This is a genomic window from Methylocapsa acidiphila B2 (assembly GCF_000427445.1).
GTDB classification, from domain to species: domain Bacteria; phylum Pseudomonadota; class Alphaproteobacteria; order Rhizobiales; family Beijerinckiaceae; genus Methylocapsa; species Methylocapsa acidiphila.
The window spans coordinates 1,601,585-1,621,053 of sequence record NZ_KE386496.1 but is presented as its reverse complement, the minus strand read 5'-3'; the positions used below and the strand labels follow the sequence as shown (position 1 = coordinate 1,621,053).

The following is a 19,469-nucleotide window of genomic DNA, read 5'->3' as shown; positions in this document are numbered from 1 at the left end:
TTCGGTTCGTCGCGCCTTTGCTGTCTGCGGCTGGGTTTCGTGGGCGGCCATTTCTCCTTTCCGCCAGCAGACGCGAAATCGATCCAAAGCCTTGCGGGAATCGGCGATTCGGATCAATGATCGTCATGAGAGTAGATTTTGGAGGCGCTTTTCGTCCTGCAGTTGCAGCGCCGTCTTAGTTGGTGGACTGGCGAGATCGACGCGAGCGCGTCATATGCGAAGATGCTGCGCTGAAGGGTTGTTCCGGCGCGGCGCGATTTGTCGCACGGTGATTGCGGGCTCCACGCCTGAATCATCTCTATGTCAATGGAGGGCCGGTTCACTTTGAGGACGAGGCGCGAGGTCATCTGACGATGCAATTCGAGAATTATCGTCCCTGCGTCGGTATCATGCTGCTCAATCGCGACGGCTTGGTCTTCGTCGGCCGGCGGCGCAGCAAGCGGACGCCGCATCATCTGCGCCAGGGCCATGAATGGCAGATGCCGCAAGGTGGGATCGACTTTGGCGAGGAACCGTATCATGCGGCTTTGCGCGAACTACGGGAAGAAACGAATGTTCTTTCCGCGACGCTGCTCGCCGAGTCGCCCGAATGGTACACTTACGATCTCCCGCAGGAATATTTGCGGAAGTCCTGGAAAGGCCGGTTTCAGGGACAGCGCCAAAAATGGTTCGCCCTACGCTTCGAGGGGGAGGAAAGCGAGATCGACATCGAAACGCCTGCCGGAGGGCAGAAGCCGGAATTCGACGCTTGGCGATGGGAGCAAGCGAGCCGCCTCGTGGAGCTTATCATTCCCTTTAAGAGGCCAGTCTATGAAAAAGTGGTCGAGACGTTCGGCCATTTGTTCGGCTCGCAATCTTTGGAAGAACAGAAGCGCTGAAGCTGGCCGAGCCTGCGCCTTTCACTAGGACGCGCGGCGATTGATGATGAAAGCCCCGGCGATCGAGTCGTCCGAGGCCTTTAAGCAGGCGATTGGGCGTCGCCGTCGCTGCTTTGAGAAAGCAGGATCGCGCGTTGCGACGCTTGCCGTCTACGGAATGTTTCTGACTTCGATCTTGACGATATTCGAGACGAAACGGCCGCCTTGCTTGTCTCCTGGCGCGACGATGCGGGCAAAGCCATCGCTTCCCAGCGTTTGCCCGTTCACGCCATAGGCCACGATGATCTGATCGCCGCCAAAATTCGGCGCGATCTCGCCGCCGCCGAAAACGGAAACATAGCCATCGCTGCCGGTGACGATGACGATCTGGTGCAGAATGTCGTTCTTGATGGTCGAATCCAGCTTAATGCCGACATATTGCAGCAGGTCCCAAAGCAGAGATCCCGTGAAAGTTTGGCTAACGACGCCGCCGCCTGTGAAATAGGTCACGTTCTGGTTGACCGGCGCGAAGGTCTGAAGCTTCCTGATGTCAAAAGTGGTCGGGGTCGTCACGTTTCCGATGATTTGGAAGGTCGTAGAGGGGAGCGTAGCCGCTTGGACGATCGTGGACAGGCTGAGCGCCGCGAGCAGCATAAGCGCCGCGCCAAAGGCACGTATCTTCATTTAAGACCTCGGTTGTTTTGGTTGAGACGTCGCTGCGGCGTCAAACCTTGCTCTCGTCCCGCAATAACGGCGGCGTGACGCCGCCGTCCTGGAACGGCGCCTCGACGGAATTTCGTGGGGCCTCGGATTAAAAACCTGACATCGCGCCGGAGCGGATCGAAAGCAAAGGATTGGCGGCCACATTGGACGGCAGAAGCTTAAACCAAGCTTGCGCCTGGATCAATACGTCTCGTATTGTGCGTATATGACGTAATGTCGGGTATTTGATATTGACTATTTTCAAATGCGGCTGTCCGGCCGATCTTGTTCGCCCGGCCGGAGCGCTCCCCTTTTTCAGTATTTCGCGACGACCGGCGCCGGCTGAATCGGATCGAATTTGTAGCTAAATCCGACTTGCGCGCGGTTCTCGTTCAGAGTCCGATTCCAATGCGCGTTGACCTGCTCTCCGGCGTAGGCGGCTGGATAGGCGTTGACCAAGGCGCCGCCGAGTCCGCTATATTGGGTGAAACGATATTCGGCTCGGATCGACCAATGCGCATCGATCGCGTATTCGACTCCGCCCCCGGCGGTCCAGCCGACGCGCGTCTCGGAAAAGCTATCCTGGCCGGAGAATCTGACGCCGAACAGGCACGTTCTAGAAGAGCAGCCCGGATAATCGGTTCGGATCGATTGATCGAAGCCTCCGAAGGCGACGCCGCCAGTCCAATAGAGCAGCAGGCGGTCGAAGGCGTAGCCGACGCGGCCGCGGATCGAGCCCTGAACGCTGAGGCTCGAGTGGACCGTGGTGGGAACAAAATCCAGATAGTAGGAACTGTACGGCTGGCTGCTCGCTGTCTTGTTGAGGCTTGACCCGTCGACGTCGCCTTCGAGGCCGAGCACCCATTGATTGATCTGCAAATTATACCCGACATGCGCGCCGCCGATCACGCCGCCCGCGTTGGACTGTGGGTAAAAGGAATTATAATAGGCGTTGCCGAGATTATCATAGGCGACCGAGTCGATCGCGCTATGGCCGTTTGTCCAGGCGTAGCCGACCTGACCGCCGAGATAGACGCCGGTCCAGGTGAAGATCGGGGTCGGCGGCGCGAGACGGCAGATCGGCCGCGGCGGCGGGGCCGAGCAGAGCGGCGGCGTAGGCCGACGCAAGGATAATTCTGCGCAACATTGGCTTGTCCCTTTCGGAAAATTCTTGGCGCTCGGCGGGAGCGAAAGGCGGAACTGAGGCGCGGGACTTGGGTCAAGAGGAGGATCCTGTCCCGATCGATAGATAAAGAAATAACATGACGTATTTCGCCGCCCAACGCCTTCGCTGCGATTAAAGCGTGTGGAGCTTCGGGTTTTCGCCGACTGATGTAGAGGTGCAACAAAAGGATCCGAGCGCGGATCGTGCAGCAGCGCGGGAGGGGGCTGGGCCGAGCTTAGGAGAGAAAGGTAGGCTTCCGCTTTTCTCGCCTCGACCTAGGGAGACCAGCCGTGGCTCGCGGCGAATTCGATGAATTTCGTGACGCTTTCGCCTTCTCGCTCCGGCGTCCACATGAGGCCGAAGGTCCGGAAAGCCTCCAAATCCAAGACCGGCACCTGCCTCACGGAGGGCATCTCGAATCGAGCCGGAATAAAGGCCACGCCGATGCCCGAGGCGACGAGCGCCAGCGCTCTGTCGATCTGGTCGGTCTTATAGACGATCTTGATTTTCACGCCTCGGGAGACCAGCGCGTTGCTCGCGTCCTGGAATCGATCGCGCCCGGTGCGGACGATGAAGGGCTCGTCGGAAAGCTCCGCTAGCGTCACGCTTTCGCGTTGCGCGAAGCGATGGTCCTCCGACACGGCCAGGACATAAGGCTCCTTGAAGAGAATGCGGCTCGCGAATCTCGCGTCGGCGCCCTCGAGAATGGTGAATGTCGCATCGAGCTTCTGCTCGGCGAGACATTGCACGAGGTGGTCGGCGACCCCGTCCGTCACCTCGATCGCCACCTGAGGATTGGCGCTGCGGAAGGAACTCAGCATTTCGGAAACATGGCGGCTCGACAGCGATTGAAGAATTCCAATTCGCAGATGTTTCGGCGCGCCGAGCGTCTTGATCTCGGCCTTCACCAAATTGCATTCATGAAGAATGGTGAGGCCTGCTTCGAGCAGTCGCTCGCCAGCGGGCGTCAGGACCACCGGCGGACGTCGGCGATCGAAGAGATTGACGTCGAGTTCAGCTTCGAGCTTCGCTATGCTCGCGGAGATAGCCGGTTGAGAGACCGAGGCGCGTTGCGCGCCTTTCGTGAAACTGCCCGTTTCGACGATGGCGACAAAGTGCCTGATTTGATGGAGCTCCATCCATAACCAATATCTATTCGGGCGATCGGAACAAAGAATTTTGTTTTCAAGTTTAGGCGAGCTATCGGTTAAGTCGCCTGACGTCATCCTATGACTTGGTCGCGCTTTTTGTTGCGACGAGGGCTCGCTGGATGACTTTGGGCAAAAGTCACAATATTCAGGGAGTCATCGTTCATGTCCGTGTTGCCCGAGGTTCTGAAGGCCAACGAGTCTTACGCCGCAAGTTTCGGCGAGAAGGGCAAGCTCGCCCTGCCGCCGGCGCGGCGCTTCGCGATCCTGACTTGCATGGATGCGCGTCTCGATCCGGCCAAATATGCCGGTCTCGCGGAAGGCGACGCCCATGTGATCCGCAATGCGGGCGGTCGGGCGAGCGACGACGCCATCCGGTCCCTCGTGATTTCCTATAAGCTGCTCGGGACAAAGGAATGGTTCGTCATTCATCACTCGGACTGCGGGATGCAGCTTTTCGACGACGAGATCATGTCCAATCTGCTCGAAAAGAGCCTCGAGACCGCGACGATCGATGAAAAGGGTTGGCATGACCACGGCCATGGCCCCGGCAGCATCCATGGCCATTTCATCAAATGGCACACGTTCAAGGATCTAGAGGCGAGCGTCGTCGAGGACGTCAAGCGCATCCGCTCGTGCCGGGCAATATCCCGATTTACGGCTTCTATTATGACGTGAAGAACGGCCGCCTGGTCGAGGTCCCCGAGGCGACGGCGATCGGCCGCCCGACCGCCTAATCTTGTCCGGCGCGACAGCGCCAGCGAAGCTCGCGCCTATCTCGGCGCGAGCACCATCACCATTTGCCGACCTTCCATGGAGGGCTCGGCCTCGACCTTCGCGATGGTTCCGGTCTCGGACTTGACGCGCTCGAGCAGGCGAAAGCCGATGTCCTGATGCGCCATTTCGCGCCCGCGAAACCGCAAGGTGACCTTGACCTTGTCGCCTTCCTCGAAAAAGCGCCGAACCGCCTTCATCTTCGTATCGTAATCATGATCGTCGATGCCCGGCCGCAGCTTGATCTCCTTGATCTCGACGATCTTCTGCTTTTTCCGGGCTTCCGCCGATTTCTTCTGCTCGAGGAAGCGAAACTTCCCATAATCCAGGATCTTGCAAACCGGCGGCTCGGCGGTTGGGACGATCTCCACCAGATCAAGCCCGGCCTCCTCGGCCTTTTGCAGCGCGACTAAAGTATCGACAACCCCTTGGTTGCGGCTTTCGGCGTCGATCAACTGGATTTCGCGAGCGCGGATCTCACGATTGATGCGTGGCCCGTCCCTTTGGGGGACCGGAGGGGCTTTCATCGGACGGCGAATGGCTTTTTCTCCTTAGATAATGAATCGGACCCACCATTGTCGCGAATCGCTCAATTCGATCGCGACGGTCGGACCCATGGGGAAGATCGTGTCATTGTCTTGCGAAGTCAATAAACACTTGGCTCGAAACGTTCCGATTGGCGCGTCTATTCTGAGACGCCTTGCGCATCATTGCAGATCGGTCGCAGGCGTCGCCGCGCGACGCTTGTCCGGTCCAGAGGCAAGAGCGCGGAATGCGAATAGGGCGATCGACTTTCAGGCATTGGCTGGACAAGCAGCAAAACTCCGGGCGCGTTAAATTCGGCGCAAAAGCGACGCGCAAATTTCTCGCTTGGTATGGCGAGCAAGAACCGTGCGCAAAGCTGTCGGCGCGCGTACGGGGCAAGATGCTTTTGGATGAAGCGATCAAAAAGCGAAAAAGCGCGTGGGTCGCGGTTCAGAGCTCGCCATTCAGGCGAAGGCTCCGATAGGCCGCGAGCGTGTCCGCGCAAACCTGCTCTAGGGAAAAGCGGCGCTCCACATTTTCACGAGCGCGTAGCGCGAGCCGATCTCTGGCCGTCGCCCCGAGGCTCAACGCGGCTTTCAACGCGGCGGCGAGCGCCGCCGGATCGCCGGGCGAAACGACCCAGCCGGTGCGTTGCGTCTCCTCGACCTCGGGTGGCGCGAGGATGGTCTCCGCCACCGCGCCGAAATTGCCGACGATCGCGGGAGCGCCCATCGCCTGAGCCTCAATGGCGACGGCTTCGCCGCCAGGCTGGTTCACCGGCGCCGCCAGCACGGAAGCGGCGAGAAGGGCCGCCGGCAGATCGGCGCAGCGCCCGGTTCGGCGCATGACGTCCTGCAACTCGGCCTGGGCGATCGCGCGATCGATCTCAACGCCGAGGCCTCGGCGGGCCTCGCCGCCGGCGAGGATGAACTTGGGGCCGGCCAATCCCTGCGCGCGCAGAATGCGCGCGGCCTCGATTAACGCCTTTTGCCCGCAGGCGGCCGAGATCGTCGCGGCCATGAGCACCACCGGCTCATGGGCTTCCACTTTCCACTCCCGTCGGACCGCCTGAACGCGGGCGGGGGAAACGGCGGCCGGCGAGAAAACCTTGCAATCGACGCCGCGGCGCGCCACTGCGATCTTATTCGCTGCCGCTGGATAGAGCTCGGCGATCAGCTTGGCCGCCTCGGCGGAATCGGCGAGGACGACGTCGCCGCGCGCAAGGATGGAATTATAGCGGACTTCGAGCGCATTGCCTCCGGCGTAACGGCCGGGAAAGCTCGTCACGAGCGGCGTTTTCGTCAGCCTCGTCGCGCCGAAGGCGACCCAGGCCGCGGCGCGCGAGCGGACATGGACGAGATCTGCGCCTTCAGATTTTATGAGTCGCGCGAGGCGGCCAATGTTCAAAAGCATGGAGAGCGGGTTTTTCGCGTCCGCTGGAAAAGGGACGAAGACGCCCCCTTTAGCCTGCAATTCGCTGACGAGGCGGCCGCCGCGGCTCGCGACCAGGGCGTTTGCGCCGACGCGGCTCAAGGCGGCGGCGACGTCGATCGTCGCGCGCGCCAAAGGGCCTCCTTGCAAATCCGGAACGACTTGAAGGATCGTCGCGCCGGCGAGACCCTGCGCGTCGCCGTCTTTAAAAGGAAGGACGGAAGCTATCGACATGGCAGAGGCCCGCGCTCCATCCACGAGGCTGCAAGTCCGCCCGAAAAATGCAACTTAAAGCCTGATTCGTAAATGAATGTACAAGCTTAGAGCGAAACGTCCGGATGGGCAAATTGGGATCGTCTTGCGCGCCCGTCAGATTTTCCAAATGGGATTATCCGGCGGCGCGCGCGGGTTTCGCCGTTCGTCTTGTCGGTGATCTTGGAACCGTGCTAATTTGCCGCGCAATTCGAGCGGGGCGAACGTTCCGGCGTCCGCGGCGCGGAGGGGAGAGTTGGCTCGGCCAGCCGGCGCGCGCGCCACTGCAGTTTGTCGGAAGTCGGAGCGCTTTCAAGCTTCTGAGCTGAAAAAGAAAGCGTTCTCCATCGCCCATTAGATGCTATGAGGCAGCGATGAACGCGCAACCCAATCAACCGAAAAAAAACCTCGGCGCGACGCGCCGCGAAATCATCTTCGTCGTTCTCGGCGTCATCGCCGTGATCGCGATCTACGGCCTCGCCGCCAAGCAAACGATCCATGCCGCCCCGAAGGTGAACGTTCCGATCGTCGGCGAATGGATTTCGACGGACAAGCCCTGGCGCATCGTCTTTCGTCAGGACCGCAGCCTGGACATGGCCTTCGACACGTCGGCCGAGCCGAGCCAGCTCGTCGCAGGCTCCTTCCAATCGGATGCGACTGGCCGTGTGACGTTGAAGCTCGAGAACGGCAAGGGCTTCAAGACCGATCTGAAGGCGCAGAGTCCCAACCGCTTCGACCTCATCGATGTCTATTCGGAAGGCGTGACGACCTTCGAGCGGGCGCCCTAACGCTTCGCTGACCCAAGCCGTTTGGCGCCGGGGCTCCGGGCCGCGCGGCCCGGGGTCTCGAACGTGCGTCGGCGCTTCGTCGGCTCTCGACAAGAGGTCCCGCGTCGTGTAGAGGCAGGGTTCTCAACTGAAAACAAGCGTACCGAAACGCTCGCCGGATCAGTCCAGCGAAACGGCAGGATTTTTATCTATGAACATCATCGCCGAACTCGAGGCCGAGCAGGCCGCGAAACTTTCTGCCGGAAAGACGATCCCGGCGTTCCAGCCGGGTGACACGGTGATCGTGAACGTCAAGGTGAAGGAAGGCGAGCGCACCCGCGTGCAAGCCTATGAAGGCGTCTGCATCGCCCGCAACGGCGGCGGCCTCAATGAGAGCTTCACCGTGCGCAAGATCTCCTATGGCGAGGGCGTGGAGCGCGTCTTCCCGCTGTTCTCGCCGAATATCGATTCGATCAAGGTCGTGCGGCGCGGCAAGGTCCGTCGGGCGAAGCTCTATTATCTGCGCGATCGGCGCGGCAAGGCGGCGCGCATCGCCGAAAAGGCGGAATCGCCTGCCGCCAAGGCCGCCCGCGAAGCGGCGAAGAAAGAGGCCAAGGCGACGGCCAAAGCGAAAAAGGCCGCAGCCCCGGCCGCCGAATAGTCGCCTGCGGCGCGCGTCGTTTCGCGAAGGTCCGCCCATCGATGAATGACGATGAGGACGAACCCTCCGAAGGCCCCGGCTGGGACCCTGCGCTGGCGCGAAAGCTCGTCGGCAAATATGTGATCGCCGGATTCATTTATCTTGAGCCGGATGGCGCGACGGTGCGTGAGCGGGTGCAGGTCCATGGCGTCATCGTCGAGGCAGCCGCTCCATCAGGCTTCGTCCTGTCGCTGCGCGGCAAGCGCGCCGGCGAGACGATGACCCTTCCGCCGGACACGCGCGCTTTCGTCAAAGCCGGCCCCGGCAAATATCGACTTAAAGGCACAAACGAACTCGTCCGCGACCCTGATTATACGAGTCTCTGGACGATCACCGCGCCGATCTTGCATTAGAACGCGCTGCGAAAAAGTCGATCGGCTTTTTCGATTGGAACATTCTCCAACTTATTGATCTGAAGCGTGTTTTTATCGGACAGACTCGTCCAATTAACAAAAGCGCGCTCTGGCCGAGCTTTGAAAAGAATGGAGCAAGACCGCTGCGGGCGATCATGCTCCATCATGTATTTTGGCTCTATCGGGAAGATGTCCCGGCGCGCCGAGCTTACGGGATTTGGTCGGCCGCGGTGTAGAAATGCTTGACGATCGCGTCCCAGAGATTTTGCGTCTGGTTCTTGCGGCACTCCACGACGAGCTTGCCGATCGGATGCTTGAAGCTTTCGGCGGTGACGTCGGCCGTGTTCGATTTGGCGCTTCGGTTGAAGCCGTCGAGCCAATAGACGACATTCGCCTTGGAGTTTGCGGGGACTTTCAGGAAATCGCTGCAGGTCCAATCCTGAGGCGTTTTGGCGAGCGCCGGCGCACTTGCCGACAGAGCCGCGAAGGCGCAGGCGCCGGCGAGGGATAAAGCCGCGGACGTTTTTCCTATCATATTGATCCTCCCTGAAAATTTTGCCTAAAAAATTCGCCCGCCGGATGCAGCATGGTTCGATGCGCCGCCTCCGATGCAGGCTATTGGAAACAACCAAAGCCTTGGCTGGTTCCAGATCAAAAATCGGCGTTGCGGGCGCAAGGAAGCGACTACACTAAACGCCGTCGTTTTCATCATGGCCAACGAGCGAAATTCACGAAAGATGAAAAGCTTCTTTGACGGCGCGATCGACGCATTTGGCGATTTTGCCATAGCCGTTCGCGTTCGGATGGCCTTCGATATGGTAGTCTGAAGGATCAAGTCCGCAGGCCTCGAAGCCATTGACGAATTGGAACCCGTTTCGCGTAATGAATTCCACGGCTCTTTTACCCAAAGCCTCGGGACCTCCCTCCAATTCTTCCCTTTGCGGCAATTGGACGAGGAGAACATTGTCGCGCCCGAGTTTTGCGACGAGGGCGGCGATGGTCTCGGCGCTTTTTTCGAATTGCGGCCGTTCCTGATCCACCACAGCGTGATAGGCCGGCTGGAGCAATTGTTGGTAGATCGCGGAGGCGCGGATCAGGCCTTTTAGGTTTGTCGGAGAAAATAGGTGTTCGATCCGACCCTGGGCGATCGCGGCGATTCTCCGCCTGGCTTCGACTGGGTCCGAGGGGAGGCCGAAAACGGATTGCCGCCCTGGATCGCAAGCGCGGGAATCCTTCAGGCAGGCGAGATCCTGGTCCCTAAACTGCCAGACTGGTCGGCGCCAATCGTCCGAGATGAAGATGACGACGGCCTTTGTGATTTTCACCTGCGATGAGGTGTCGTCGTAAAGCCGCCCCCATGCCTCGACTCCGGTGCCCATGACGCCGCCATCGATGATTTGCTCGGCGGCCTCTTGGGGCCATGCCCTTTCGAGTTTATAAAACCAGGGCGACGCGCCTTCGCCCTCGGTGAAGCTGTCCCCGAGGAACAGAACGGCCGGACGGGCGGGATCCACGTCTGTCTGTTGAATCAGGCCAGAGGCGTTGGTGGCGACGCTATATTCATATTCCTTGTCGGGAAATGGGGCGTCGGGGTCGACGATGTAATAGGCCTGAGCCTGCATCTTGGACGCCGGCGCGTAGACAAATCCGCCCCATTCCTTGTTTTGAACGACGCGGCCCTCTGAATAGAAGAGGAGCCGCTTTTCCATGGCCAGGCTATCCAAGCGACTAGGGTTGGGCGAGAAATATCTTAAAGCGATCTCAAGTCCGATTATAAAGATTAGAATAGTAATAAGGCTCAGCATGAGGTTCACGAGCTGGTTGACGCTCGATTGTAGTTTCATGATATTCGCTCGGATATTTACTTATGACACAAGTGACCAACCGCGCCATTTCTCAGCGTAAGCAAGCGGATAGCGCATGGATCGCGCGGCCGCATTGGCCGCATCGACTATGGCTCTTGGATCTGAGACTTTTACGACGGATCAGACGATGGGCGCGTTCAAGATCCAGCGGTGGCCGAACGGATCGCGGAAGGTCGCCACCCGCGTGCCCCAAAAGGAGTTCATCGGATTGGTCTCGCCCTTGGCGCCGAGTCCTGTCGCCTTGGTGAAGATCGAGTCGACGTCCTTGGCGGTCTTGAATTCAAGGCTGACCGAGACCGTCGAAAGCTCGCCAGGAAGGGGAATTCGCGTGCTGCCAAATTCGGGAAAGGCGTCGGCGAGCATGATCGAGCCGCCGTTTATGGTGAGCTCGCAATGCATAATCCGCAGGCCGTCGAAGGCCGGCATGATCGCCTTCTGCTGCGCGCCGAAAACCGTGGTGTAATAGGCGATCGCCGCCAGGGCGGGGGAGACGGTCAGATAGGGCGCAACCGGCGGGCGCATAAACTCCTCCGCGACTCGATATGATCAAGGATCCGCGCCGAAGGTACTTCCCCGCGGCGGATCTTGCGAGTAAGAACTGCGCCCTTGGATGCGTTTCTTTGAGTGTGAGCGGGACGGGGACAGGCGAAAGGCGGTTTTTCGCCCTCATCCCGCGCCCGTTCATGAAAATCGATCGCATTCGTGGTTTTGGACCGTCTCGATCCAAAACCATCGTGATCGTGACTGCCCGAAAGCAATTCCCCAGCGAGCACGGGCGGCGTCGCGCGGGGAACAGGTTCACACGAAACACGCGCGGCTCGGATGACGCAGACTGCAGCCGTGTCCATAAACCCGGTAGGATTTCAAAATGGTCAAGCCTCGCACGCTTTACGACAAGATTTGGGACGACCATCTCGTCGAGGGCGGCCCCGACGGCGCGAGCCTCATCTATGTCGACCGCCATCTTGTCCATGAGGTCACGAGCCCGCAGGCATTCGAAGGGCTCAGAATGGCGGGCCGCAAGGTTCGCGCCCCGCAAAAGACCCTTGCGGTGGTCGATCACAATGTGCCGACCACGGATCGCTCCAAAGGCATCGACGATCCGGAAAGCCGCATCCAGGTCGAGCAGCTCGCGACGAACGCGCGCGAGTTCGGCATCGAATATTTCGACGCGCTCGACGAGCGCCAGGGCGTCGTTCACATCATCGGGCCGGAGCAGGGCTTCACCTTGCCCGGGACCACGATCGTTTGCGGCGACAGCCATACCTCGACCCACGGGGCTTTCGGCGCGCTCGCGCATGGGGTCGGCACCTCCGAGGTCGAGCATGTGCTGGCGACCCAGACCCTGATCCAGTCCAGGGCGAAGAATATGCGCGTCACCGTCGACGGCGTCCTGTCGGAGGGCGTGAGCGCCAAGGACATCGTGCTGGCGATCATCGGCGAGATCGGCACGGCGGGCGGCACCGGCCATGTCATCGAATTCGCCGGCGAAGCGATCCGCGCGCTCTCGATGGAGGGCCGCATGACCGTCTGCAACATGACCATTGAGGGCGGCGCTCGCGCCGGCATGATCGCGCCCGACGCCAAGACCTTCGCCTATCTCGAAGGCCGGCCGAAGGCGCCGAAGGGCGCGGCCTGGGACGCGGCGATGCGCTATTGGGAGGGGCTCCATTCGGACGCCGGCGCCGAGTTCGACAAGGAAGTTCGGCTCGACGTCTCGGCCCTGCCGCCGATCGTCACCTGGGGCACGAGCCCGGAAGACGTCGCGACGATCACCGGCGTTGTGCCGCATCCTGACGCCGCGGCGAGCGAGGCCAAGCGGGCGTCGATCGCCCGCGCGCTCGACTACATGGGCTTGCGCGGCGGCGAGAAGATCACCGACATTGCGATCGACCGTGTCTTCATCGGCTCCTGCACCAATGGCCGGATCGAGGATCTTCGCGCGGCGGCGAAGATCGCCGCCGGGAAGCATGTCGCGTCGAGCGTCAGCGCGATGGTGGTGCCGGGCTCCGGCCTCGTGAAGCGCCAGGCCGAGGCCGAGGGGCTCGACCTCATCTTCAAGGCGGCCGGTTTCGAATGGCGCGAGCCCGGCTGCTCGATGTGTCTCGCGATGAACCCGGATCGGCTGGCGCCGGGGGAGCGCTGCGCCTCCACTTCTAACCGCAATTTCGAAGGCCGCCAGGGTTATAAGGGGCGCACCCATCTGGTGTCGCCGGCCATGGCCGCGGCTGCGGCGATCGCCGGCCGTTTTGTCGACATTAGGGAATGGCGCTGATCAGCGACAGGCGGCGGGGCGAGCGGCGGCCCGCCCCAATTCAGCTTTGCCTCGCATGCGTTTTGCGCATGGCTCCGCGCGGCGACGGCGTTTCCGGGCGCCCGGTAAACCGCGGCCGCGAGATGGGATAAGGAACAGAATGGGCGACAGCGTTGATCGCAGATGGATCTTGAAGGCCGCCGCCGCGCTCGGACTGATCGGCGTCGACGCCGCGACGACCCATGCCGAGGCGGATTTGCTGAAGCTCGGCCCGACCCGGCCCTTCTCCTATGAAATCCTGAAATGGACGGCGAGGCGCATGGCCGCTGGGCCTTATGTCGGGCCGGCGCGGCCGGCGCCCGACATTGTCGCCAAAATCGATTACGAGGCCTGGGGCAAGATCGCCTTCGACATGGATCACGCCCTTTTCGCGCAGGAGCCCGGCCGCTTCCCGATAAGCTTCTTTCATCTCGGCATGTTTTTTCCGAAATCCGTCGAGATGAATGTCGTCGACTCGGGAAGCGCGCGCGAGATCGTCTATGATCCGAGCTATTTCCACATGCCGGCGGATTCGATCGCGCGACAGCTTCCGCAAGGGGCGGGCTTCGCCGGCCTTCGCATCCAGGAGCCGGTCGGCGGCGCGCTCGACTGGCGCAGAAACGATTGGGTCGCTTTTCTCGGGGCGGCCTATTTCCGCTCCATCGGCGAATTGCATCAATATGGCCTTTCGGCCCGCGCCGTCGCGCTCGATTGCGCGGTCGCCGGCTTCAGCGAGGAATTCCCAGACTTCACGAAATTCTACATCGAGCGCGCCGGCCCCGAGCATTCCCTGATAGTCTACGCCTTGTTGGAGGGGCCCTCCATCGTCGGCGCTTGCCGCTTTCTATTGACGCGCGGCGAGGGCGTGACGATGGACATCGAGCAGACCTTTTTTCTGCGCGGCGCCGTCCAGCGTTTCGGCCTTGCGCCTTTGACCTCCATGTATTGGTTCTCCGAGACCAAGAAGGCGACGGGGGTGGACTGGCGTCCCGAAGTTCACGATTCCGACGGGCTCGCCATCTGGACCGGGAGCGGCGAGAGACTCTGGCGCCCGCTCAATAATCCCCCGCGCATCATGGCCTCCTCCTTTCTCGACGAGAACCCGCGCGGATTCGGGCTTTTGCAGCGCGATCGAAATTTCGATCATTACGAGGACGGCGTCTTTTATGACCGTCGTCCTAGCCTGTGGGTCGAGCCCTTGGGCTCATGGGGCAAAGGCTCGGTGCAACTGGTCGAGATCCCGACCGACGACGAGATCCACGACAATATCGTCGCCATGTGGGTTTCGGAGAAGCCCGCTGCGGCGGGCTCCGAGGTCAAGCTCGCCTATCGCCTCCATTGGCGCGCCGACGAGCCTTTTCCGACCGATCTCGCCCGCTGCGTCGCGACGCGATTGGGCAATGGCGGCGTGCCGGGTCAGCCGCGTCCCAAGGGCGTGCGGAAATTCATGGTCGAGTTTCAAGGCCCGCCGCTCGAGGCGCTGCCCTTCGGGGTCAAGCCGGAGCCAGTGCTCTGGGCCTCGCGCGGGAGCTTCTCTTATGTGTTCACCGAGGCCGTGCCCGACGACGTTCCGGGCCATTGGCGCGCCCAGTTCGACTTCACGACGACAGGCGACGATCCGGTTGAAATGCGGCTCTTCCTGCGCTCGGGCGAAAAAATCTTGAGCGAGACCTGGCTCTTCCAATATCACCCATTTTGAGAGGCGATGAACGCAGGGCCGTTGCGGGAAGGGTAGGAACCATGGAAGACGTCCCTGAGCTGCCACCCGACGCGTTCCTCAAAGCGGACAGCTCTCCCGACGAGATTTTCTATGCGGCGCCGCGCTTCGTCACCCATATTGACGGCGCCGCCATCGCCGCCGTGAGCGCGCTCTATCGCGGCCTTTTTCCGACCGGGGGCGTCATTCTGGACCTCATGTCGAGCTGGATCAGCCATTTGCCGCGGGATGTCGTCTATGCCGAAGTGATCGGTCATGGCATGAACGCGGCGGAGCTCGCGGCCAATCGGCAGCTTTCCCGTTCTTTCGTTCAGGATCTCAACGTCGACCCGGTGCTGCCGCTCGCTGATGCGAGCGTGGACGCGGCGGCGATTTGCGTCTCCATTCAATATTTGCAAAATCCGATCGCCGTGCTGCGCGAGCTGGCGCGTATCTTGAAGCCCGGCGGGCCGGTCGCGATCAGCTTTTCGAACCGATGCTTTCCGACCAAGGCCGTCGCCATATGGCAGGCGCTCGACGACGAGGCGCATGCAAAGCTCGTCGAGCTCTATCTCGCCAGGGCCGGGTTCGCCTCGATCGAAGCGCAGAGGCTCATCCCGCCGGCGCGGGGCTATGATCCTTTGTGGGCGGTCATCGGCCGCGCGCAGCACTAGCGGCCATGCACAAGCTCGGCGCATTGTCGCATGGCGGTCGCTTTGCGCCCATAACGCAGGTTCATATCCGCTGGACGCGAAAATCCGGTCCGTAATTCTGCTTCGCGAGGCGCCATGCTTTGTTTCCATTCGACTGCCGGCAAGCCCTTCATCAAAGTCGAGCGCGACGCGGCGGCGATTCCGGCCGAAGTGAACTGGATCGACGCCTTTCGGCCCGAGCCTTGGGAAATCGACTTTTTGGAGCGAAACCTAGGCATTGAGGTGCCGACTCTGGCGCAGCTGTCCGAAATCGAGACCTCGAGTCGGCTCTATCGGGACAAGGATCATCTCTATCTGAGCTCTCCCGCATTTTACCGGATCGACGGCGGGGCGCCGCATACGACGCCGCTCGGCTTCGTCCTATCCAAGGACATTCTTTTGACGGTGCGGTTCAAGCGCCTCAAAGGCTTCGACCTCATCGAGGGCCACGCCCTTTCGCAGCATCGCGGCGCGGTGGGCGGGATTGGAGCCTTCGTCAATCTTCTGGGGATGATCATTGATCATACCGCCGACGAACTGGAGTGCGTTAGCGGCGAGCTCGACCGCGTGTCACAGGACATTTTCGGCACGGAGAAATTGTCGGATCAGCCCGTCCGGCCGATCGAGGAGGGGCCTCATATGCGCGGCGTCTTGCGCAAGCTCGGGCGACACGCCGATCTTACCGGCAAGATCAACGACGTGCTGCTCGGCATGGCGCGCATGATCCCCTATGTCGCGGCAAGCGGGGAGGACTATCTCGGCTCCGACTCGCGCGGGAAGCTGAAGAGCCTCCACCGCGACGTCGATTCTCTTAATGATTACGAGACGCGCCTCACCGACAAGATCCAGTTCCTTCTCGACGCGACCCTCGGCCTGACCAATGTCGAGCAGAACAATATCTTCCGGGTGCTGACCGTCGTCTCCGTGGTCGGCATTCCGCCGACTCTCGTCGCAAGCATGTATGGGATGAACTTCAAGAACATGCCCGAGCTGGAATGGACTTATGGCTACGCCTATGGGCTGGCTTTGATCGCGCTCAGCGCGCTTGTTCCTATCATCTGGTTCAAATGGCGCGGCTGGTGGTGAACCTCGAATTAGTTCCTGAGCCGACGTCTTTCCTGTCGGAGGCGGAGCTTCTCGCGCGGCTCCTCTACCGCGACGCGCTGATGCTCGTCGTCGACAAGCCCGCAGGGATTGCCGTTCACAGAGGTCCAAACGGCGGAGAGAATTTCGAGTCCTATTTCCCCATGCTGCGCTTCGGCCTTCCGCGCGCGCCGGCGCTCGCCCATAGGCTCGATCGCGACACCTCCGGCTGCCTAGTCCTCGGCCGTCACCACAAGGCGCTGGAGAAGCTCGGCCTTCTGTTCAAGCAGGGCAAGATCGAAAAGACCTATTGGGCCATCGTCGAGGGCGGGCCTGTGGAAGAGGAGGGCCTGATCGACCTCCCGCTCGGCCGTCTCGACGAGAGCCGCGGCTGGTGGATGAAGGTCGATCCGCGCGGCCAGCCGGCGCAAACCCGCTGGCTGGTTTTGGCGCGCTCGGAGAATCATGCATTTCTAGCGCTCGAGCCTTTGACCGGCAGAACGCATCAATTGCGCGTGCATTGCGCCGCTCTCGGCTGGCCGATCCTCGGCGACCCGATCTATGGACGCGGCGGTGGGCTGCAACTTCACGCCCGTGCGATCAAAATTCCTCTCTACAAGAACAAGCCGCCGATCCTCGTCGAAGCGCCGACGCCGAAAGCGATGAGCCGGGCGCTCGCCGAATGCGGGCTTGAGGATGCGAGCGAGGTCAGCGCGGCGGCCGCGCCGATCTAATGACCGACATATTGGCGCACGGCGGCTTGCACGGAGGATTTTTCCTGCGGCGACAGCTTGGCGAGCTCGCCGTCGAGCCAGGCGTCGCTGACGCCGGCGCCGCGAGCCAGGAGATGCCATTTCATCGCCTCGACCTTATCCTGCGCTAGGCCGCGGCCCGCCGCGAGAATCCGCGCGCTGCGATTTTGCGCGACCGGATTGTCGTGGGCCGCCGCCTTGAGAAAAAGCTTCGCGGCGGCCGTCTCGTCCTTCGCGACGCCGATCCCGTTGAAGATCATGATTGCATATTCGACCTCGGCGGGGACATTGTCCTCTTTGGCGGCGAGGCCGATCCATTGCGCGGCGCGCTGGTCGCTTTTTTCGACGCCGCTGCCGCTTCTGTAGAGCTGGCCCAAGGCGTAGGCGGCGTCGGAATCGCCGAGCTCGGCCCCCTTTTGGAACAGTTGCGCGGCCTTGGCGAAATCGGGAACGACGCCATTATTCTCCATCGCCAGAACGCCGAGATTGTAATAGGCGCTGGCATGGCCTTGGGCCGCCGCCTTTTCGAATAGGGCCGCGGCGGCCGCGCGGTCCTGCTTGACGCCTTCGCCCTTAAGCTTTGCGATCGCGAGCGCGAAGGTCGCCTGTCGATCGCCGCGATCGCTTCCCAAGCTGTACCAGCGCACGGCCTCCGTGGCGTTCCGCGGCACGCTGAGACCTTGCGAATAGAGCTCGCCGATCAGGGTCATGGCCGCGCCGTCGGACGGATCCGCATCAATGCGCTTGATCGCCTCGCGCATCGCGGTGGCGTAATGGCCGCGTTGATAGGCGGCGAAGGCGAGGTCCGGGACGGCGCCAGAGCGCACGAGCGCGGCCGGCGATTCTGCGGCCGCAGCCATCGCCGCGCCGGGAAGAGGGGCGCAACCCGCCAAGCAGCTCGCCAAGGCGCGGGCCATGCCGGCGAGTCCCACCGGGCGAAGTCGGAGGAACAAGCTCGCGTCGCTCACTGGGCCGGTTCGCTCACGCGCGCGAGGATCTCGCCAAACTCCCGCATGGCGGCCGGGGCGCCGCGCGGATCGGCGAAGACGGCGTCGCCCAGTGCGATGAAATCGGCGCCCGCGCGAACAAGATCACCGACGCAATCGAGGCCATGAGCATAGCCAATGCAGGGGACATTGAAGATCTCGGCCCACCAAGCGACCCGCTCGACGATATTGGCGTGCGACAAGGAGCCGTCGGGGCCGTCGGGACCACCGAACATGAGATAATCGACGCCCGCCTCGCCCGCCGTCATGGCGGAGTCGCGCGTCATCAATCCGCCGGCGCCGACGATCCGGTTCGGCTTCAGGCTCTTCAAGGCCGCTTTGAGCGGCTCTCCGTCCGACTCGATGTGAACGCCGTCGGCGTCGGTCTTGAGCGCCAGCTGGGGATCATCGGCGATAAGGCACGCGACGCCGTGCTTTTGCGTCAGCGGGGCCAAGGCGCGGATGATTTTTTTGCGGTCGATCTCGTCGCGCGCCGCCGTTCGCAGAAGAAGGCAGGCGGCGTCGCCGGCCGCCAGAGTTGCGGCGAGCGCCGGCGCGAAGTCCGCGCCATCGGCGATCGGCGGCGTGATCAGGTAGAGGCGGGGCAATTCCATCGACATAGCATAAACCAGCTTTTCGCCCCCTGAGGCATAAGTTTCTCACGCCGGGGCGCGCTAAAGCGGCGCGCGCTCGGACTTTTTCCGAATCGGCCGCCGTCCCGATGATTTAGATCGATGCGATCCGATATCATCCCGAGCGCGCGCATTTTAGCGCGAAACGAAGCGAGACTGGCGCGAAAAGCCGGCGACATTACGCCCGCGACGCTTCGTCCATGCCGCCAATCGATCCAAAGCGTCGAATTTTACGCTGAGATTTTGCCGCTCTTTCAGGCCCTTGGGGCAAAGATCCAAGCCTAGCTTCATATCGCTTAGGATCGAGGGATTCCCCATGAAAAGCAAACTGCTCACAGGCGCCGCCGTCCTGGCCTTGGCGCTAGCGATCGGCGCGTCGTCGACCGCAGACGCGTTTCGCGGCCGCGGCGGCTTCGGCCATGAGGGAGGCGGCGGAGGCGAGGGCGGATTCGAGCACGGCGGAGGAGGGGATTTCGGGCGCGGGGGCGGCGCGGCCGGCGGGGCCGGAGCCGAAGGCGGCGCATGGCATGGCGGTGCGGTTGGCGGGGCCGGGGCTGAGGGCGGCGCATGGCATGGCGGTGTGGCCGGCGGGGCCGGAGCCGAGGGCGGCGCTTGGCATGGCGGCGCGGTCGGCGGGGCCGGCGCAGGAGGCGGAGTCGCCGGAGCTGCGGGCGGCGACTGGCATGGCGACGGGATAGCCGCGGCTGCCGCAGCCGCGACGGCCGGCTCCTATTACGGGGGCGCCGCGGTTGGAGCCTATGGCGGAGGCGGCGCAGTCTATGGCGGCGGGACGGTT

General features: G+C 61.9%; 20 protein-coding genes and 1 pseudogene. 11 read left to right on the top strand and 10 right to left on the bottom strand.

The features are described from left to right. The first annotated feature begins 353 nt into the window (after positions 1–353). On the top strand, positions 354–878 hold the full coding sequence (locus tag METAC_RS0109680) for an RNA pyrophosphohydrolase (RefSeq protein ID WP_026606862.1): 525 nt from the start codon (positions 354–356) through the stop codon (positions 876–878). A 150-nt stretch (positions 879–1,028) separates the two neighbouring features. Here METAC_RS0109680 and METAC_RS23125 read toward each other — a convergent pair whose 3' ends face one another. From METAC_RS23125 to METAC_RS0109655, 3 genes are all read right to left on the bottom strand, one after another. Next, positions 1,029–1,541: a molybdopterin-dependent oxidoreductase gene (locus METAC_RS23125; RefSeq protein WP_156898163.1), complete on the bottom strand. Its 513-nt coding sequence runs from the start codon at positions 1,539–1,541 to the stop codon at positions 1,029–1,031. 333 nt (positions 1,542–1,874) lie between these two features. Further along, a complete protein-coding gene (locus tag METAC_RS23120; RefSeq protein ID WP_051335494.1) occupies positions 1,875–2,687 on the bottom strand; it encodes an outer membrane beta-barrel protein in 813 nt (270 codons plus the stop codon). A gap of 312 nt (positions 2,688–2,999) precedes the next feature. Beyond that, complete coding sequence (locus METAC_RS0109655; protein WP_026606860.1) at positions 3,000–3,863, bottom strand: LysR family transcriptional regulator; 864 nt, start codon at positions 3,861–3,863, stop codon at positions 3,000–3,002. Between the two features lie 174 nt (positions 3,864–4,037). Between METAC_RS0109655 and METAC_RS23115 the strand changes: the two are divergent. Beyond that, positions 4,038–4,609: pseudogene (locus tag METAC_RS23115) on the top strand (beta-class carbonic anhydrase). A gap of 36 nt (positions 4,610–4,645) precedes the next feature. Here METAC_RS23115 and infC read toward each other — a convergent pair. Further along, positions 4,646–5,173 carry a translation initiation factor IF-3 gene (gene infC / locus METAC_RS0109645; protein WP_026606859.1) on the bottom strand — a complete coding sequence of 176 codons (528 nt, stop codon included), beginning with the start codon at positions 5,171–5,173 and terminating at the stop codon, positions 4,646–4,648. A 448-nt stretch (positions 5,174–5,621) separates the two neighbouring features. Beyond that, positions 5,622–6,836 carry a glycosyltransferase gene (locus METAC_RS0109630; protein ID WP_026606857.1) on the bottom strand — a complete coding sequence of 405 codons (1,215 nt, stop codon included), beginning with the start codon at positions 6,834–6,836 and terminating at the stop codon, positions 5,622–5,624. Positions 6,837–7,228: 392 nt separating this feature from the next. On the opposite strand from METAC_RS0109630, the gene METAC_RS0109620 reads away from it, so the two are divergent. The 3 genes from METAC_RS0109620 (at position 7,229) to METAC_RS0109610 (ending at position 8,674) form a co-directional block, all read left to right on the top strand. Further along, the gene (locus METAC_RS0109620; RefSeq protein ID WP_026606855.1) at positions 7,229–7,642 is read left to right on the top strand and encodes a hypothetical protein; all 414 of its coding nucleotides are present in this window, start codon (positions 7,229–7,231) and stop codon (positions 7,640–7,642) included. A gap of 190 nt (positions 7,643–7,832) precedes the next feature. Then, positions 7,833–8,282, top strand: coding sequence for a 50S ribosomal protein L19 (rplS, locus tag METAC_RS0109615; RefSeq protein ID WP_026606854.1), 450 nt, complete (start codon positions 7,833–7,835; stop codon positions 8,280–8,282). 41 nt (positions 8,283–8,323) lie between these two features. Beyond that, a complete protein-coding gene (locus METAC_RS0109610; RefSeq protein ID WP_026606853.1) occupies positions 8,324–8,674 on the top strand; it encodes a hypothetical protein in 351 nt (116 codons plus the stop codon). Between the two features lie 208 nt (positions 8,675–8,882). Here the strand turns inward: METAC_RS0109610 and METAC_RS0109600 are convergent, their stop codons facing one another. From METAC_RS0109600 to METAC_RS0109585, 3 genes are all read right to left on the bottom strand, one after another. Next, positions 8,883–9,209 (bottom strand): HdeA/HdeB family chaperone, encoded by a 327-nt coding sequence (locus METAC_RS0109600; RefSeq protein ID WP_026606852.1) that lies wholly within the window; start codon positions 9,207–9,209, stop codon positions 8,883–8,885. A 193-nt stretch (positions 9,210–9,402) separates the two neighbouring features. After that, complete coding sequence (locus METAC_RS0109595; RefSeq protein ID WP_026606851.1) at positions 9,403–10,383, bottom strand: SGNH/GDSL hydrolase family protein; 981 nt, start codon at positions 10,381–10,383, stop codon at positions 9,403–9,405. A 276-nt stretch (positions 10,384–10,659) separates the two neighbouring features. After that, positions 10,660–11,061, bottom strand: coding sequence for a VOC family protein (locus tag METAC_RS0109585; RefSeq protein WP_026606849.1), 402 nt, complete (start codon positions 11,059–11,061; stop codon positions 10,660–10,662). 346 nt (positions 11,062–11,407) lie between these two features. Between METAC_RS0109585 and leuC the strand changes: the two genes are divergently transcribed. The 5 genes from leuC to METAC_RS0109550 all read left to right on the top strand — a co-directional run bounded on the left by leuC (position 11,408) and on the right by METAC_RS0109550 (position 17,037). After that, positions 11,408–12,814, top strand: coding sequence for a 3-isopropylmalate dehydratase large subunit (leuC, locus tag METAC_RS0109580; RefSeq protein WP_026606848.1), 1,407 nt, complete (start codon positions 11,408–11,410; stop codon positions 12,812–12,814). A gap of 139 nt (positions 12,815–12,953) precedes the next feature. Continuing rightward, entirely contained in the window at positions 12,954–14,531 is a 1,578-nt protein-coding gene (locus METAC_RS0109570; RefSeq protein ID WP_026606847.1) for an OpgD/OpgG family glucan biosynthesis protein, read from the top strand. Positions 14,532–14,572: 41 nt separating this feature from the next. Next, positions 14,573–15,202 (top strand): class I SAM-dependent methyltransferase, encoded by a 630-nt coding sequence (locus tag METAC_RS0109565; RefSeq protein WP_026606846.1) that lies wholly within the window; start codon positions 14,573–14,575, stop codon positions 15,200–15,202. A 114-nt stretch (positions 15,203–15,316) separates the two neighbouring features. Next, positions 15,317–16,306 carry a magnesium transporter CorA family protein gene (locus METAC_RS0109555; RefSeq protein ID WP_026606845.1) on the top strand — a complete coding sequence of 330 codons (990 nt, stop codon included), beginning with the start codon at positions 15,317–15,319 and terminating at the stop codon, positions 16,304–16,306. After that, a complete protein-coding gene (locus tag METAC_RS0109550) occupies positions 16,303–17,037 on the top strand; it encodes an RluA family pseudouridine synthase (RefSeq protein WP_425338907.1) in 735 nt (244 codons plus the stop codon). The genes METAC_RS0109555 and METAC_RS0109550 overlap by 4 nt, the downstream gene beginning before the upstream one ends. On the opposite strand, the gene METAC_RS0109545 is transcribed toward METAC_RS0109550, so the two are convergent. Continuing rightward, positions 17,034–18,023 carry a tetratricopeptide repeat protein gene (locus METAC_RS0109545; RefSeq protein ID WP_051335493.1) on the bottom strand — a complete coding sequence of 330 codons (990 nt, stop codon included), beginning with the start codon at positions 18,021–18,023 and terminating at the stop codon, positions 17,034–17,036. The genes METAC_RS0109550 and METAC_RS0109545 overlap by 4 nt on opposite strands. Next, the gene (locus METAC_RS0109540; RefSeq protein WP_342446946.1) at positions 18,020–18,655 is read right to left on the bottom strand and encodes a thiamine phosphate synthase; all 636 of its coding nucleotides are present in this window, start codon (positions 18,653–18,655) and stop codon (positions 18,020–18,022) included. The genes METAC_RS0109545 and METAC_RS0109540 overlap by 4 nt, the downstream gene beginning before the upstream one ends. Before the next feature lie 334 nt (positions 18,656–18,989). Between METAC_RS0109540 and METAC_RS26800 the strand changes: the two genes are divergently transcribed. Further along, positions 18,990–19,469: hypothetical protein (locus METAC_RS26800; protein ID WP_051335492.1), on the top strand; the 480-nt coding region annotated here is incomplete at its 3' end.